Consider the following 14506-nt stretch of genomic DNA (forward strand, 5'->3'; position numbering starts at 1 on the left):
GATCAGCCTTTCACCGCTCCGGCGCTCAGGCCCTGGACGAGGTACTTCTGGATGACGGCGAAGACGGCTACGACGGGCACTGCGGCGATGAGTCCGCCGGCCGCGAGGACACCGAAGTCGACGTTGTAGGAGCCGATGGTGTAGCTCAAACCGACTGGCAACGTGAACTTCTCCTGGCTGCTGATGAACATCAGGCCGAAGAGGAAGTTGTTCCAGCTACCGATGAAGGCGAACGAACCGACGGCGATGAGCCCCGGCCGTAGCAGCGGCAACATGATGAGGCGAAATGCCTTGAGCCGCGAACATCCGTCGACCATCGCTGCTTCTTCCAACTCCACCGGGATCTGCGAAATGAAACCGGCCATCAGCATTGCGGCGAGGGGAAGCTGGAACACCGTGTCTGCGACGATGAGGCCGAAGAGGTTGTTCACCAGGCCCATCTCGCGGAACACCTGGAACAGGGGGATCAGCAGCATCGCACCTGGTACGAATTGACTGCACAGCAGCGCCATCACCAGTGGGATTTTGGCGCGGAACTTGAAGCGCGCCAACGCATATCCGGTGGCGAGTGCGACGAAGGTCGTCAGGACGAGCGAGAGTCCCGCGACGATGAGCGAGTTCTTGAAGAAGAAGCTGAAGCCGAGGGTGTTCCACACGGTGTCGAAGTGGTCGAACGTGATGGGCCAGGGGAGCATGCTGTTCGAGCCTGCTGGCCTGAACGCGAACACGATCATCCAGTAGAACGGAACGAGCGTGAAGAGGAGGTAGAGCGCGAGCGGGAATCCGACGCTGAAGAAGCGAGGCTTCTTGGTATGCACGCGCAGTTCGTTGTGGGAGTCGCTTGCCGGGGAGGTGATCACCGGTCGATCGGCTGTAGTGGTCATGTATCTCAGGCCTTGTCGCTGTTGAACTTGCTCAGGCGCAAGTAGAGGATCGAGCAGAAGAGCAGGATCACGAATGCCACGGTGGTCAGGGCCGAGCCGTATCCGAAGTCCTGGGCGGTGGTGGCGAGTTGCGAAACATAGAGTGGCAGTGTCGTTGTCACGTCCGCTGGGCCACCTGCCGTGAGTGTGTAGAGCAGGTCGACGTTGTTGAACTCCCACACACCGCGAAGCAGTGTCGAGAGGATGATGACTGCCTTGAGGTGCGGGAGTGTGACGAAACGGAAGCGCTGCCAACGGTTTGCGCCGTCGACGTTCGCAGCCTCGTAGAGGTCTTTTGGGGCGCTCTGCAGTTCGGCGAGGATCAGGATCGCGAAGAAGGGCACGCCGCGCCACAATTCAGCAACGCTCGTTGCCCAGAACGCGGTGTCGGGATCTGCAATGGGAGCGGCGGTACCGTCGCCGATGCCCATGTTGCCGAGCAGCTTGAACAAGCCTGTCGACGGGTTGTAGATCAGTAGCCAGATGCCCGTGGTGAGCACGCCGGAGACGGCCCACGGCGAGAACACCAGTGCGCGGGCAAGTCCGCGTCCGCGGAAGACCTCGTTGACGAGCAGTGCCAGTCCGAGACCGAGGATCAGCTGGAAGACGACCTGGACGCCAACCCACTTGGCCGTGACGACCAAGCTGTTCCAGAAGGCGTCGTCGGCGAACATGAGCTTGAAGTTCTCGAGGCCGGCAAAACCGTTGTCCCACGGTGTTGTCGGATTGTAGAACTGAAGGCTGTAGTAGAAGACGCTACCGACCGGGTAGAAGATGAACACCGCGAGCAGAACGACAACCGGGGCGATGAGGATGTACGGCGCCGAGATGCGGCGCTTCTTGCGGATCGGGGCTGGGGCGGCGGGCGCCTGCTTGCCTCCCGATCTCGGTGGTGTGGTGGTGACCATTTCAGGGACGCTCCGAGTATGTCGGGCCGGTGGGGACCGGCGGTCTGGGGTCTTGTGTCTCGGCTTGTTTGCCGGAGGCTGCTGGGTTCAAAGTCGAACGCGAAGCGAGTGATCCACGAGGTTCGCGCTGCACGCGCGTCGTTCGGGTCTCTCTCGCCCATCATCGTCCGTTCATATATATGAACTCACGTCTTCTATGTGAATTCTTCGATTCACTATGACGGCAGTCACAAGACATGTCAAGCGTGCTCGGTCATACGTGCCGCTGCAGCCAGAGGGCCACTTCGTCCTGCATCTCCGTCGAGAACTGATGGCCGTGCGAAAACCACTGCGTGACCAGGGCTTCGGTACCTGCATACGCTCGCTCGAGTGCAGCCTCGGCATCGCGCATCCCTTCGATTCCGAAATGTGTGTCGTCCCGGGCGAATTGCACCAGCAGAGGCGTCGGGAATCCGGACGCGACCACATCGGGCCAATCGCACACAGCCGGCAGGCCGGGAGTGATCATCAGCCAGGTGGTGTCGTCGGCATGACCGTCGGCAATATCGATGAACGTGCTGGTCATCGCGGTGACAACGGCTGCCGTCACGTCGGCCGCAGCCAGTAGGTGTGTGACGCGTGCGCCGCCTCCGGAGAACCCGGTGGTCGCAATACGTGAGGGGTCGACGCCAGGGAGGCTGCGTAGGACGTTCAGTGCGACGAGGTCTTCGTGCAGCACCTGCCCGGCCAGGGAGGATCCCGTCAGCGCAGCAACTTTGGCGAGGCCGTGTTCGTGCTCGCGGGCGGCGGCTTCGTATCGGCGTTCGTCCATATCGGCGGCCTTGCGCGCGCGTTCGGGCATTTCGTCCCATCGGATGCGGCGGCTTCCCCATGGGAACGCGTCGTGAACCAGCACTGCGAAGCCGGCGGCGACGAGCCCTGCTGCGACGGATCGGCCGTCGTACGCGTGTTTTCGCAGTTCGGGGATGCCGGGAGCGGGCCCGTCCGGACCGTCGGCGACCTTCTCCTTGCCGTAGAACTTCGTCCCGTCGTGACCGTGCATGAGGAGGACTGCGGGCAGGTCGCCGCTGCAGGTCGTTGCGGGTTTCAGGAACCATGCTTCGGTTGCCGTGCTCTGGTCGGGGACGGTCCACGTCAGCTCGACCCCATCGATGCCGTCGCGCGTCCAGGTTGGGCCGTATTCGGGCTCGAGAAGGTCTTGGGGCAGGTCGTCACTGGCGCCGAGGGCTTGCAGGATGTCTGTTCGTAGCGCGGATCGTGGACAGTTCACGCCTGAATGTGTTCCCATGTGTGAACCCCGTTCTGTCTGTTGAATACTCTGAAGGGCCGCTCAATGACCTCTGTCGATCGCATCGTCGCGCACGCATATCCATGGGACGTGCTCGGCGATCCGCACTTCGTCGACCGCGTGCACGCGCTCGGCATCCTTGAGATTGCGCTTGCCGCCAGCTATCACTCGACCAGGGCCGCGACACCGTTGCACCCATCGCACAAGGTCGTCGACGCCCATCATGCGGCGTTGTATCGGCCATTGCGCTCGGAGGCATGGGACGGGCTTGCCGTTGCTGCTCGAACGGCATCGTGGGCTGGCGCCGAGGACGCGTTCGGCGACGCCGCTGCAGTGTTGATCGCGGCAGGTATCACGGTACACGCATGGATCGTGTTGTCGCACAGCACTATTCTCGGTCACGCGTATCCCGACGCTACTGTGGTCAACGCGTTTGGCGACCGCTACCCGTATGCACTTTCCCCTGGTCACCCTGACATCGTCGCCTACGCACGCACCCTTGCCGCGGAAGCTGTACGGGGCGTCGAACTGGCCGGAGTATCCATCGAGGCGGCCGGTCAACTGGGGTTCGCGCACGTCGGCCCGCACGAGAAGACCGACGGTGCGTACCCCGGCATCGGCGACACCTTGATGTCGATCAGCTGCACCCCTCGTGAGCTCGGGGCCTGGGCGGAGCGCGGAGTCGACTCGGACAAGATCGTCGCCAAGCTGCGTGACGGGATCGACGCGTTGTCGGGCGGGACGTTGTCCTCCTCCTCGACGATCGATGACGTTCTTGCTGGTGACGAGGCTGCCGCTGTGTTGGCGGTGCGGCATGCCGACGCGGACCTCCTTCGCGGTGAGGTTCTTGGAGCTGTCCGAGCCGAGATCCCAGATGTTCGCGTCACGCTGCACGGACACCCTGATCCGTGGAAGACGGGCCCATCGCCCGCATTGACCTCGACCGCTGCTGTGAACATCGACGCAGTGTTGGTGTCGGCATGGCCGGGGACTGCCGAGACGGTGTCTGTCGTGGAAAAGACGCGCGCCCTGGTCGGCGAGGACGTTGCCGTCGGTGCGTACGTGTCGGTTCTGCCGCCGAAGAAGCTCGACGAGGTCGGAGCCCACGTCGCGGCCACAGTCGAGGCGGGGGTCAACGAGCTGCACCTCTACCACCTCGGACTCGTCAACCAGCCTCAACTCGATGCCCTCGGCTCGATCGTTCGCGAGTACGCCTAGAGCGTGTCTCTTAAATTGGGTCCGTTTTCGTTTTCATCGCCGGGCGGTGGTTGTGGTTGCGGGAGTGCAGAACTGCCGCGCACAGGACAACGCCCCCGAGGAATGTCATGGCGTACTTGTCATATCGAGTGGCCACACCACGCCACTGTTTGAGCCGCCCGAAGCCACGCTCGACGGTGTTGCGGTGCTTGTACATCGTCGGATCGAAACCCGGTGGACGACCACCGGCGGACCCCTTGTCGGCCCGTCGCTGCTTCTGGTCGCTGCGCTCGGGAATGGTGTGTTTGATCTTGCGGCGACGCAGTTCGGTGCGGGTACTGGGATGGGTGTACGCCTTGTCGGCGAGCAATCGGTAGTCCTGGTCCCCACCGGCAGCTCGGTGGGCATCGAGCAACGGCACCAACTGTGGATTGTCCCCGGCTTGCCCACCGGTCAGCAGCATCGTCACCGGCGAGCACGTCAGGTCGGTCAGTGCATGGATCTTCGTGGTGAATCCTCCGCGAGATCGACCCAACGCGTGGTCAGCGGGTTCGTCGACGGATTTCTTGTAATTCGACAAGGCCCCCTGTGAGAGTGTCGGCTCGCGCACCGGCCGCATGCTGATGCGCCCGGACGCTGGTCGAGTCGATCGAGAGCACCGCCCCGATATCGCCGTCGAGTTCTTCCGGGTCGAGACCGAACACCTCGGCCACCGCGGCAAGCATCTCGTCGTAGGTGCCATCGAAGGACCATCGGTGGTGGCGTTTCCACACCGTCTGCCACGGACCGAAGTCCTCCGGCAGATCTCGCCACGGACACCCGGTACGGAATCGGTATGCGATGCCCTCCAGAATTCGCCGGTGCTCGGCGAACCGCCGCCCACGTTTTCCCACGTCGGTGGGTATCACTGGCTCGACGATCTCCCAGAACTCGTCACTGATCACTCCCACGCGCGTCATCGAAATATCATCGCTGACAGCACCTCTCAAATTTGGGAGACACGCTCTAGCGAGGGGAGAGCGGCGGTCCGGAGGTGACCGAATGGGACATTCGCTCGCCTCGGAGGTGACCGAAAGAGACATTCGCTAGCGCTTGGGTGACCGAAAGAGACATTCGCACACTCTGAGTGACTGAAACGGACATTCGTTCACTGCCGGAGACCGAATGGGACATTCGCTCACCCCGGGGGTGACCGAAACAGACATTCGGTCACCCCCGGGCAAACCCCCAAAACCGCCTGCTCAGCGCATGCGCTGACCGAGGGGATGGTCGCAGAAGGCACCGCCGACGCGCTGGAGGATCGGATCGTCGAAGGTCCATTCGTGCTCGGCGAGGAATTCCTCCGCGAACTGTTCTGCATCGTCCTGGGGTTCGTAACCGATCGCTTCACCCTGTGCACCCGACCACCAGGCGCGCGAGTTGTTCGAGATTCCCCACACGGTGTGAAATCCCTTGGCGCTGTCGGACAGTGATGCCTCGATGAGGCGCGCTGTGTCTGCCGGCGACATCCAACTGGCCAAGCCGCGGTAGTTCGGCGGCTTCTCGAAGCTCGATCCGATACGGAGGTTCACGACGTCGATGCCGAAGCGGTCGTGATACAGCCTCCCCAGTGCCTCGACCGCAGCTTTCGACCAGCCGTAGAAACCATCGGGACGAGGCCCGACGTCACCGGCCAAGGCCTCGCCGCCTGCTTCTTCGTGCGTCCAGAAACCCACCGCGTGATTGCTCGACGCGGCGACAACTCGGGTGACCCCGTGCGCGACTGCGGCCTCGAAGACGGCCTGCGATCCGTCGACGTTCACGGACAGTATGTTGGCCCAGGAATCCTCGGTGCTCAGTCCGCCCAGGTGCAGGATGGCGTCGACGCCGTCGACCGCGCGGGCCACGGCCTCCCGGTCGGTGACCGATCCCTGGACGAATTCCTCTGTAGCGGAATCGATATCGCTGATCTCGGCGATGTCGAAAAGCCGAAGTGGGCGATCCGGTCTACGCAGCAACGGGCGAAGCATCTTTCCCATGTTTCCGGCGGCGCCGGTGATCAAAAGCCGTGTCATGTTTCCTCGCTTCTCGTCGAAAAGTCTTGTGCTGCGCATCACGTTAGTGCATAGTTCGAAACGAAGTCATCATCTTGACCTAAGTTCACATACATGAACACCTGACTCGGATCGTCCGGCACGTTCCTGCCGGTGAAGGAGCACACCCATCATGGCAACTGTTGCGTTCGAGAACGTCACCAAGTTCTTCCCCGGCGGTGACAAGCCCGCTGTCGACCAGCTCGACCTCGCCATCGAGGACGGCGAGTTCCTCGTCCTCGTCGGACCGTCGGGCTGCGGCAAGTCGACGTCACTCCGAATGCTCGCGGGTCTCGAAGACGTCGATCGCGGCGCCATCACGATCGGCGGCAACGACGTCACCGAGTTCCAGCCCAAGGATCGCGACATCGCGATGGTCTTCCAGAACTATGCGCTGTACCCGCACATGACCGTGGGGGAGAACATGGGCTTCGGACTCCGCATCGCAGGTGAGGACAAAGCCGAGATCAAGCGTCGCGTCGAGGATGCCGCCAAGATCCTCGACCTCACCAAGTTTCTCGATCGCAAGCCCAAGGCACTGTCCGGCGGTCAGCGTCAGCGCGTTGCGATGGGACGTGCGATCGTCCGCAAGCCGCAGGTCTTCCTCATGGACGAGCCGCTGTCCAACCTCGACGCCAAGCTGCGTGTGCAGACTCGCGCGCAGATCTCGGCGTTGCAGCGGCGTCTGGCGACCACCACCGTCTACGTCACCCATGACCAGGTCGAGGCCATGACGATGGGTGACCGCGTCGCCGTCCTCAAGGACGGAGTGCTGCAGCAGTGCGACACCCCGCGCCGCATGTACGAGCACCCGAACAACGTGTTCGTCGCCGGTTTCATCGGCTCGCCTGCCATGAACCTTCTCGAACTGCCTCTCGTCGACGGTGGGGTCCGCTTCGGAGGGGAGGTTGTCCCCGTTCCGCGCGCGGCCGTCGCGGGTATCGGCGAAAGCTTGGTCACCCTCGGTGTCCGTCCCGAGGACCTCGAACTCACGACCGGACCGGGCCTCGAAGTCACCATCGACGTCGTGGAAGAGCTCGGCGCCGACGCCTATGTCTACGGGCAGGCCGACATCAACGGGACCAAGCAGCCCATCGTCGTCCGCGCGGACGGCCGGATCCCGCCTCGTCGCGGCGAGAAGATCACCCTGTCCTACGCGGCCGAGCGCACTCACCTGTTCTCGACCGTCACCGGCGAACGCCTCGTCGACTAGGAGCATTCGATGACCACGGCAATCAACACATCCATCACCGGCGAATTTCTGGTGGGCGGCAGGGCTAGAACGGGTGCAGGCGACGCCATCGAGGCCCTGAACCCGTCCACCGGCGACACTCTCGGGCCTACCTTCCATTACGCGACCTCGAAAGACGTGCGCGACGCCACCGCGTTGGCCGACGAGGCCTTCGACATCTACCGTCGGACCACGTCGGAAGCACGAGCTCGCTTCCTCGAGTCCATCGCCGACAACATCGACAACCTCGGTGACGAATTGATCGACCGAGCGTCCGCCGAGAGCGGCCTGCCACGAGCACGGCTACTAGGTGAGCGTGGACGCACCACCGGTCAGCTCAGGCTCTTCGCCGCAGTACTCCGTGAAGGAAGCTGGAACGGTGCGCGCATCGACCCCGCGCAGCCTGATCGTAAACCAGCTCCGCGCAGCGATATTCGGCTGCGCAACATACCTCTCGGGCCGGTCGTCGTGTTCGCGGCCAGCAACTTCCCCTTGGCCTTCTCGGTCGCAGGAGGCGACACGGCGTCGGCGCTCGCGGCCGGCTGTCCAGTTATCGTCAAAGCGCATGACGCCCACCTCGGAACGTCCGAGTTGGTCGGCCGGGCGATAGCGGCTGCCGTCGTCGAACACGGTCTGCCCGAAGGCACGTTCTCACTGATCTACGGACTCGGCCAGACCATCGGCGTCGAACTCGTCACCGACCCGGCCGTCGCCGCCGTCGGATTCACCGGATCACGCGGTGGCGGCATGGCTTTGGCGCGGGCGGCAGCAGGACGCGACGTTCCTATCCCTGTATATGCGGAGATGAGCAGCATCAATCCGGTCTTTCTGTTGCCCGGCGCGTTGTGTGCCGACGCGGCCGCTTTGGGGGCAGGCTTCGCGGTATCGCTGACGCTCGGATCCGGTCAGTTCTGCACCAACCCCGGCCTCGTGTTCGCCGTCGTGGGTGCAGAACTGAGCGAGTTCCTCCGCTCTGCGTCGGACGCGGTCGGTTCTTCCACCGGGGCCGCGATGTTGACACCGGGAATTGCTGCAGCCTACGCGTCAGGACAGAAGGCGCTCCGAAACCACGGGGACGTCGACTCCGTCGCTACCGGGCAACCTGGTTCGTGCGTGTCCCAAGGGGTACCAGAACTCCTCGTCACCGATGCCGAGAACTTTCTGGCCGACCCATCGCTGCACGCGGAGGTGTTCGGAGCTACGTCACTCGTAGTCCGGTGCAAGGACCTCGATCAATTGCTGGATGTAGTGAAGGGTCTCGAAGGACAGCTCACCGCCACCATCCATGCCACCGACACCGACCTGCCCGATGCCGAAGTGCTCGTCGAGAAGTTGGAACGCAAGGTTGGCCGAATTCTGTTCAATGGCTGGCCCACCGGCGTCGAGGTCGGTCATGCGATGGTGCACGGCGGACCGTTCCCTGCGACGAGTGACTCCCGCACGACCTCGGTCGGCAGCCTTGCGATCGATCGGTTCCTCAGGCCCGTCAGCTATCAGGACGTGCCCTCTGCACTACTTCCGTCGGCGATCGCCGACGGCAACCCCGACAAGATCTGGCGCCGCATCGACGGCAGCCTCACTCAGGAGTGACGACAATGCTTGCTGGAGTTCTGTTCTTTCCCGTGACACCGTTCGACACCGACGGCAATGTCGACACCGCGGCTTTGACCGCCCATATCGAGGCAGGCGTCGCATCAGGCCCCGGCGGGGTGTTCACCGCCTGCGGCACAGGCGAATTCCATGCGCTGTCGCCCGCTGAATTTCGTGTCGTGGTCGAAACGACGGTGAAAGCGGTCGCCGGCCGCGTCCCGGTGTTCGCCGGAGCCGGTGGGGCTTTGCCGATCGCCAAGGAACTGGTGACGATCGCATCGGAGGCGGGCGCGGACGGCATTCTGTTGCTTCCGCCGTACCTCGTCGGGTCGCCCGCCGCTGGACTCGTCGAGTACGTACGTCAGGTATCGGATGTCAGCGAACTTCCGGTCATCGTCTACCACCGGGCGAACGGGCAGTTCACCGAGGCGAGCGCGCTTGCCGTGGCACTGCTACCGAAGGTGATCGGGTTCAAGGACGGCGTCGGAAATTTGGATCTGACGTCGAGGATCGTTCGGACCATTCGTGATGGTATCGGCGACAAAGAGTTCCAGTTCTTCAACGGCCTCCCGACCGCGGAGGTGTCGCAGCGGGCGTTCCGGAGTATCGGGGTGACGCTGTACTCGTCGGCGACATTCGCGTTCGCGCCCGATGTGGCGCTCGCGTACTACGGGGCGTTGGAAGACGGGAACACCGAACTGGTCGAGGCCTTGGATCGCGAGTTCTTCCATCCGCTGGTCCGTCTGCGCGACACCACGCCCGGATATGCCGTCGCGCTGGTGAAGGCAGGCGTCACGTTCAGCGGCATCGACGCCGGATCCGTCCGCGCTCCGCTGACCGACGCTACGGAGAAGGACAAGTTTGCGCTGGAGCAGATCCTCGCTGCGGGCAGGAAGGTTCTGGCGGCCTGAGTCCTGCGGCCTCAGTGCCAAGGTTGAGTCCTGCGGCCTCAGTGGCACGGTTGAGTCCCTCAGGCGGGCTGTTGCAAAATGAAAGCCAAGCCTGAGAATCACGACTGTTGGCCAATCGACGGAGAGTGATTTGATCCCTCGAACCACTCTCCGTCGATCTGAGAGCGTTAGTTCGCGGTCCTCAGAACCGGTTGGCTTCAAAAAGCAACAGCCCGCAGGGGGCACTTAACCGTGCCACTTCTGGGTGATGCCGTTGTTGAATCAATGCATCCACAAAAAGTCTTGGACTTGAATGGATCTCGGGAATAGCGTGTGAACAAAGACCACCACAGCCGATCAAGGGAGACTAGCCGCAGTGTCCATCGACGTAGAGACAAGAGCCTCGAAGCCCACGAGCGGCCTCACCGCTCCCGACGCCGCGATCAAGGCCCTCGCTTCGGGTGACGCAACGATCGACCGGATCGCGCACGTGACTCTGTCGTCGATCACATTGCCGTTGAAGAACCCGATCAGTGACGCCAAAGTGCTGACCGGGCGGCAGAAGGCCATGACCGAAGTCGCTTTTCTGTTCGCCGAGATCAGGACCGAGCAGGGCCACGAAGGCATCGGCTTCAGCTACTCCAAACGTGCCGGTGGCCCCGCGCAGTTCGCGCACGCCAAAGAGATCGCTCCGGTACTCATCGGTGAGGATCCCAGCGATATCGGCAAGATATGGACCAAGTTGCAGTGGGCCGGGGCGTCGGTCGGGCGCAGTGGCGTTGCAACGCAGGCGATTGCGGCCATCGATGTCGCGCTGTGGGACCTCAAGGCCAAGCGTGCGCAGCTGCCGCTCGCCAAGCTCATCGGCGCGACACGCGATTCGGTACAGACGTACAACACCTCCGGAGGCTTCCTCCATACGCCGATCGAGGAAGTGCTCGACAACGCCACCGCATCGTTGGCAGCAGGTATCGGCGGCATAAAACTCAAAGTGGGCCAGCCAGATTGGCGAACAGACATCGCGCGCGTCACGGCCGTTCGTGAGCACCTCGGCGACGATGTACCGCTCATGGTCGACGCCAACCAGCAATGGGATCGACCGACAGCCAACCGCATGTGCCGCATCCTCGAACAGTTCGATCTCGTCTGGATCGAAGAACCGCTCGACGCGTACGACGCCGAAGGGCACGCGATGCTCGCTCGCAACTTCGACACCTCGATTGCGACGGGTGAGATGCTCGCCAGCGTCGGTGAGCATATCCGCTTGATCGAAGCAGGATCGGTTGACATCCTCCAGCCCGACGCTCCGCGCATCGGCGGCATCACTCAGTTCATGAAGCTTGCAGGCCTCGCAGAGCACCACAATCTGCAGCTCGCACCGCACTTCGCGATGGAAATTCACCTGCACCTCGCGGCGGTCTACCCGTTGCAGACCTGGGTCGAACACTTCGACTGGCTCGACCCGCTGTTCAACGAGCACCTCGAAACCCGCGATGGCAGAATGCATCTCTCCAACCGGCCCGGTCTCGGCTTCACCCTCAGCGATCAGGCCAAGGCCTGGACCATCGGGACGGCCGAATTCGGCAAGTAGGAGCCACCCCAGTGGCACGGTTGAGTGTCCCCGAGGGGCCCCAACCGAGCCACTGGGGCACGGAGCCGAAGGTCTCTAGCCAGTGAAGTGTTGTTGTTGCAATTGATTTGACTGATTTCGGGTCGTCAGCGTGGTGCCTGCCGATACGGTGGTTCGCAATGGTCGGTCTTTGTCGGTGGCAGGTGTTCTGGTGTAATCCAGCCGGTTCGTCGGCTGATGTCGTCGACGATCCGGTGCTGGCGGGGTTGCCCTCGTTGTGGGAGTGGGCCCGATGGCATGGGACGCGTGCGGGACAACCGTTTCTGCTGCGTACGGATGGATCCTGGAGCGCCGGATAGTGATTCGTATGCTCGGTGGCCGCCGGCTCGAACTCCGCGACCGCAGCGGTGCTAAATCCGTGGTGTCGTTGGACGCCCTCGACCCGGCCGCGCGGCTGGATCGGTTCCACGACGATGCCGGCGGGCTGAGCCCGGCGTCGCTGTGGGTGAACGAGGACGGCATGCCGCGGATACCGCACGGTTGGCAGCACACGTTCGTCACCGCACACCGGCGGGTCGAGCGTGAAGGTTCGATCGGGTTGGCCGCGACCGCGCACATGTTGCGGCACTCGTTCGCTTTGCGATGGTTCTCTGTCGGTCGGTTGTCGTACGAGCGGCGCTTCGCCCACCTCGATGCCGAGGAGATGCGGGACTACCGGGCACAGTTCGGTGACACCTGGTACTTCGTGGTGACGTGGCTTCGGTTACAACGAGATCGAGCGCGCTCGGTCACCTGGAAAGCGCCGTTCAGTGATGGTCAGGCCTCGCTTGCGCGTACCGCGACGAGCGCGACCTCGACCCGGTTGCGTGCGCCTGTGGCCCTCAAGATCGACGTCATGTGCGTCTTGACCGTGGCCTCGGCCATGAACAGGTCGGCGGCGATCTCTGCGTTGGAGCAGCCCCTGCCAACCAGTCGGATCACGTCCTGCTCACGGGCGGTCAGCCGGTCGAACAGCGTGCGGGCCTGCTGGGCCTGACCAAACCCGGCGATCTGGCTTTCTTCAAGGACCCGGCGGACCACGGCTGGGGAGAAGAACGCGCCACCGGATGCCGCAGCGTGGACGGCCATGAGCAACTCGCGCGGACTTCCTGCCTTCAGAACGAACCCGTCGGCCCCGAGCACGATCGCCTGAGAGACGTACTCGTCCTCGCCGAACGTCGTGACGAACACGTACCGCCCGCCGAGGCCCTCGCGCCGGGCCTGGGCCAGGGCCTCCAGTCCCGAGGTTCCAGGCATCCGCACGTCCAGCAGAGCGACGTCGACACGGCGGGAGCGCAGTACGTCCAGGGCCTGCTGACCGTCGCCGGCCTGCGCGACGACTTCGATGCCGGGGTCGGTGCCCAACAGCCCGACGATCCCGGCTCGCACCAGGGGCTCGTCGTCAGCTACCAGGACGCGCACAGCAATATTCTCCACAACACTCATCGTCCCTGACTGGCCAGCAGCGCAGTCGAGGCCAGGCGGTCTCCGACGAAGCAGACTCGGTAGACGTCGCCGGACTGGTCTGCCAGCCAGTCAGACTCTACGGCGTAGTCGTGGCACTCGACTCCCGCCGGAGAGGACGGGACAGGCAGGAGCTCGTGGTCGGGCAGCAAGGCTTGGGCGTCCGAGCGAGACATGCCCTGGATCAAACGTGCGTAGTCCTCGGCGGGCAGCAGAGCACGACGTGCCTCGGCCTGGGCGAAGAGCTGTAGCCCACCGAGCACAACCACCGAGCACACCACCAGGCCGGCAGCGATGAGCATCGTGCGCCGTCCGACCTGGACGGGACGCCGCTCCGGCTCTGGGGCGACTGCCCGGTGATCGACGGGCGGCACCAGAGCCTCCATTCGAAACACGTCGTCCCGCAATCCAGCCTCGAGAGCACCGCCGGCGTCCGTGAGAACCTGCTCGAGGGCGCTCAGCCCGGTACCAGACCCCGTACCGGGCTCCGATCCTGCAGCGGCCACTGGGTTGGTCACCTTCACCCGTGCGGTCCCGTCGGCCGTGGTCTCGATATTCAGGGTGATCGCGGCACCCGGAGCGTGCTTGGCCGCGTTCGTCAGCGCCTCACGGACCACCCTCACGACCCTGGACTCGTCGGCACCGGAGCCGGTGCGGCCTTCGAGAACGACCGTCGCCCCCGCGGCCCGGAACTGGTCAACCAGGCCTGCCAGATCTGCCTCGCTCTGAGGGGCCAGACCGGACACCTGCCCGCTGCGCAGCATTCGCACGGAGGCCCCCAGCCGGCCGACCGCGTCGGTGAGTTGCTCGCGCGCAGTCTCCACGGTCTTCCGTGCGGCATCATGTTGAGACTCGTCCAGCTCGAGCTTCCCCAGGTTCAGTGCGACCAGGCTCAGCGCATGCCCCAGGTCGTCGTGCAGGATCCCTGCCAACGCCAAACGCTCTGCGTCGCGCTCCCGCTGCTCCCGTTCGAGGCGCTGCTGCCGTTCCTGTTGCGCCTGCTCCGCTGCCTGGGCCCGGACCTGAGAACGCAGCCGCCAGGCAAGGCCAGCCAACCACGGCAGCCCTACCCAGGCCAGCGCGAACACCAGCTCCCGCGCCCCTTCCGCCCAAGAGGAAAGCCCGGCCGCCGCGATCAACGCCGTCCCGATCGTCCCGGCGACTGCCGCTGTCATCAGCCAGCGAGCCCCGTGCCGGCCAGCACCCAACACGAGAGCCGTCAGGATCGCAAGAAGCGTCGTCCACGGACCAGGTGCGTGCAGCGTGAGGACAGCGGCTACGACAATCACGCCCAGCAGGCTGAGCGCGGTGTGCGTAGAGGAGGTCATGCCATC

General features: G+C 63.9%; 11 protein-coding genes and 1 pseudogene. 5 read left to right on the forward strand and 7 right to left on the reverse strand.

What is annotated here, in order from left to right:
• Positions 1-2: 2 nt before the first annotated feature.
• The 3 genes from WDS16_RS24125 to WDS16_RS24135 form a co-directional block, all read right to left on the reverse strand.
• On the reverse strand, positions 3-884 hold the full coding sequence (locus WDS16_RS24125; protein ID WP_201265264.1) for a carbohydrate ABC transporter permease: 882 nt from the start codon (positions 882-884) through the stop codon (positions 3-5).
• 5 nt (positions 885-889) lie between these two features.
• Positions 890-1831, reverse strand: coding sequence for a sugar ABC transporter permease (locus WDS16_RS24130; RefSeq protein ID WP_338888337.1), 942 nt, complete (start codon positions 1829-1831; stop codon positions 890-892).
• Positions 1832-2084: 253 nt separating this feature from the next.
• A complete protein-coding gene (locus tag WDS16_RS24135; RefSeq protein ID WP_338888339.1) occupies positions 2085-3119 on the reverse strand; it encodes a hypothetical protein in 1035 nt (344 codons plus the stop codon).
• Positions 3120-3164: 45 nt separating this feature from the next.
• Here WDS16_RS24135 and WDS16_RS24140 point away from each other — a divergent pair, with 45 nt between their 5' ends.
• A complete protein-coding gene (locus tag WDS16_RS24140) occupies positions 3165-4337 on the forward strand; it encodes a hypothetical protein (protein ID WP_338888341.1) in 1173 nt (390 codons plus the stop codon).
• 10 nt (positions 4338-4347) lie between these two features.
• On the opposite strand, the pseudogene WDS16_RS24145 reads toward WDS16_RS24140, so the two are convergent.
• Together WDS16_RS24145 and WDS16_RS24150 are read right to left on the reverse strand one after the other, a co-directional pair.
• Positions 4348-5275: pseudogene (locus WDS16_RS24145) on the reverse strand (IS5 family transposase).
• Positions 5276-5557: 282 nt separating this feature from the next.
• Complete coding sequence (locus WDS16_RS24150; protein WP_338888343.1) at positions 5558-6370, reverse strand: NAD(P)-dependent oxidoreductase; 813 nt, start codon at positions 6368-6370, stop codon at positions 5558-5560.
• A gap of 151 nt (positions 6371-6521) precedes the next feature.
• Here WDS16_RS24150 and WDS16_RS24155 point away from each other — a divergent pair, with 151 nt between their 5' ends.
• From WDS16_RS24155 to WDS16_RS24170, 4 genes are all read left to right on the forward strand, one after another.
• On the forward strand, positions 6522-7601 hold the full coding sequence (locus tag WDS16_RS24155; protein WP_338888345.1) for a sn-glycerol-3-phosphate ABC transporter ATP-binding protein UgpC: 1080 nt from the start codon (positions 6522-6524) through the stop codon (positions 7599-7601).
• A gap of 9 nt (positions 7602-7610) precedes the next feature.
• Entirely contained in the window at positions 7611-9209 is a 1599-nt protein-coding gene (locus WDS16_RS24160; protein WP_338888346.1) for an aldehyde dehydrogenase (NADP(+)), read from the forward strand.
• Positions 9210-9214: 5 nt separating this feature from the next.
• Entirely contained in the window at positions 9215-10120 is a 906-nt protein-coding gene (locus WDS16_RS24165; protein WP_338888348.1) for a 5-dehydro-4-deoxyglucarate dehydratase, read from the forward strand.
• 355 nt (positions 10121-10475) lie between these two features.
• A complete protein-coding gene (locus tag WDS16_RS24170) occupies positions 10476-11690 on the forward strand; it encodes an L-talarate/galactarate dehydratase (RefSeq protein WP_338888349.1) in 1215 nt (404 codons plus the stop codon).
• A gap of 795 nt (positions 11691-12485) precedes the next feature.
• Here the strand turns inward: WDS16_RS24170 and WDS16_RS24175 are convergent.
• Positions 12486-13145: a response regulator transcription factor gene (locus tag WDS16_RS24175; RefSeq protein WP_338888350.1), complete on the reverse strand. Its 660-nt coding sequence runs from the start codon at positions 13143-13145 to the stop codon at positions 12486-12488.
• 5 nt (positions 13146-13150) lie between these two features.
• Positions 13151-14500, reverse strand: a complete 1350-nt coding sequence (locus tag WDS16_RS24180) for a sensor histidine kinase (RefSeq protein ID WP_338888351.1) — start codon at positions 14498-14500, stop codon at positions 13151-13153.
• Positions 14501-14506: the final 6 nt, after the last annotated feature.

The organism is Rhodococcus sovatensis, from assembly GCF_037327425.1.
Classification (GTDB): Bacteria; Actinomycetota; Actinomycetes; order Mycobacteriales; family Mycobacteriaceae; genus Rhodococcoides; species Rhodococcoides sovatense.

Excerpts from the sequence above, each read along its gene's own strand:
- WDS16_RS24125 (WP_201265264.1), bottom strand. The coding sequence starts at position 884 with ATGACCACTACAGCCGATCGACCGGTGATCACCTCCCCGGCAAGCGAC.
- WDS16_RS24130 (WP_338888337.1), bottom strand. The coding sequence starts at position 1,831 with ATGGTCACCACCACACCACCGAGATCGGGAGGCAAGCAGGCGCCCGCC.
- WDS16_RS24135 (WP_338888339.1), bottom strand. The coding sequence starts at position 3,119 with ATGGGAACACATTCAGGCGTGAACTGTCCACGATCCGCGCTACGAACA.
- WDS16_RS24140 (WP_338888341.1), top strand. The coding sequence starts at position 3,165 with ATGACCTCTGTCGATCGCATCGTCGCGCACGCATATCCATGGGACGTG.
- WDS16_RS24150 (WP_338888343.1), bottom strand. The coding sequence starts at position 6,370 with ATGACACGGCTTTTGATCACCGGCGCCGCCGGAAACATGGGAAAGATG.
- WDS16_RS24155 (WP_338888345.1), top strand. The coding sequence starts at position 6,522 with ATGGCAACTGTTGCGTTCGAGAACGTCACCAAGTTCTTCCCCGGCGGT.
- WDS16_RS24160 (WP_338888346.1), top strand. The coding sequence starts at position 7,611 with ATGACCACGGCAATCAACACATCCATCACCGGCGAATTTCTGGTGGGC.
- WDS16_RS24165 (WP_338888348.1), top strand. The coding sequence starts at position 9,215 with ATGCTTGCTGGAGTTCTGTTCTTTCCCGTGACACCGTTCGACACCGAC.
- WDS16_RS24180 (WP_338888351.1), bottom strand. The coding sequence starts at position 14,500 with ATGACCTCCTCTACGCACACCGCGCTCAGCCTGCTGGGCGTGATTGTC.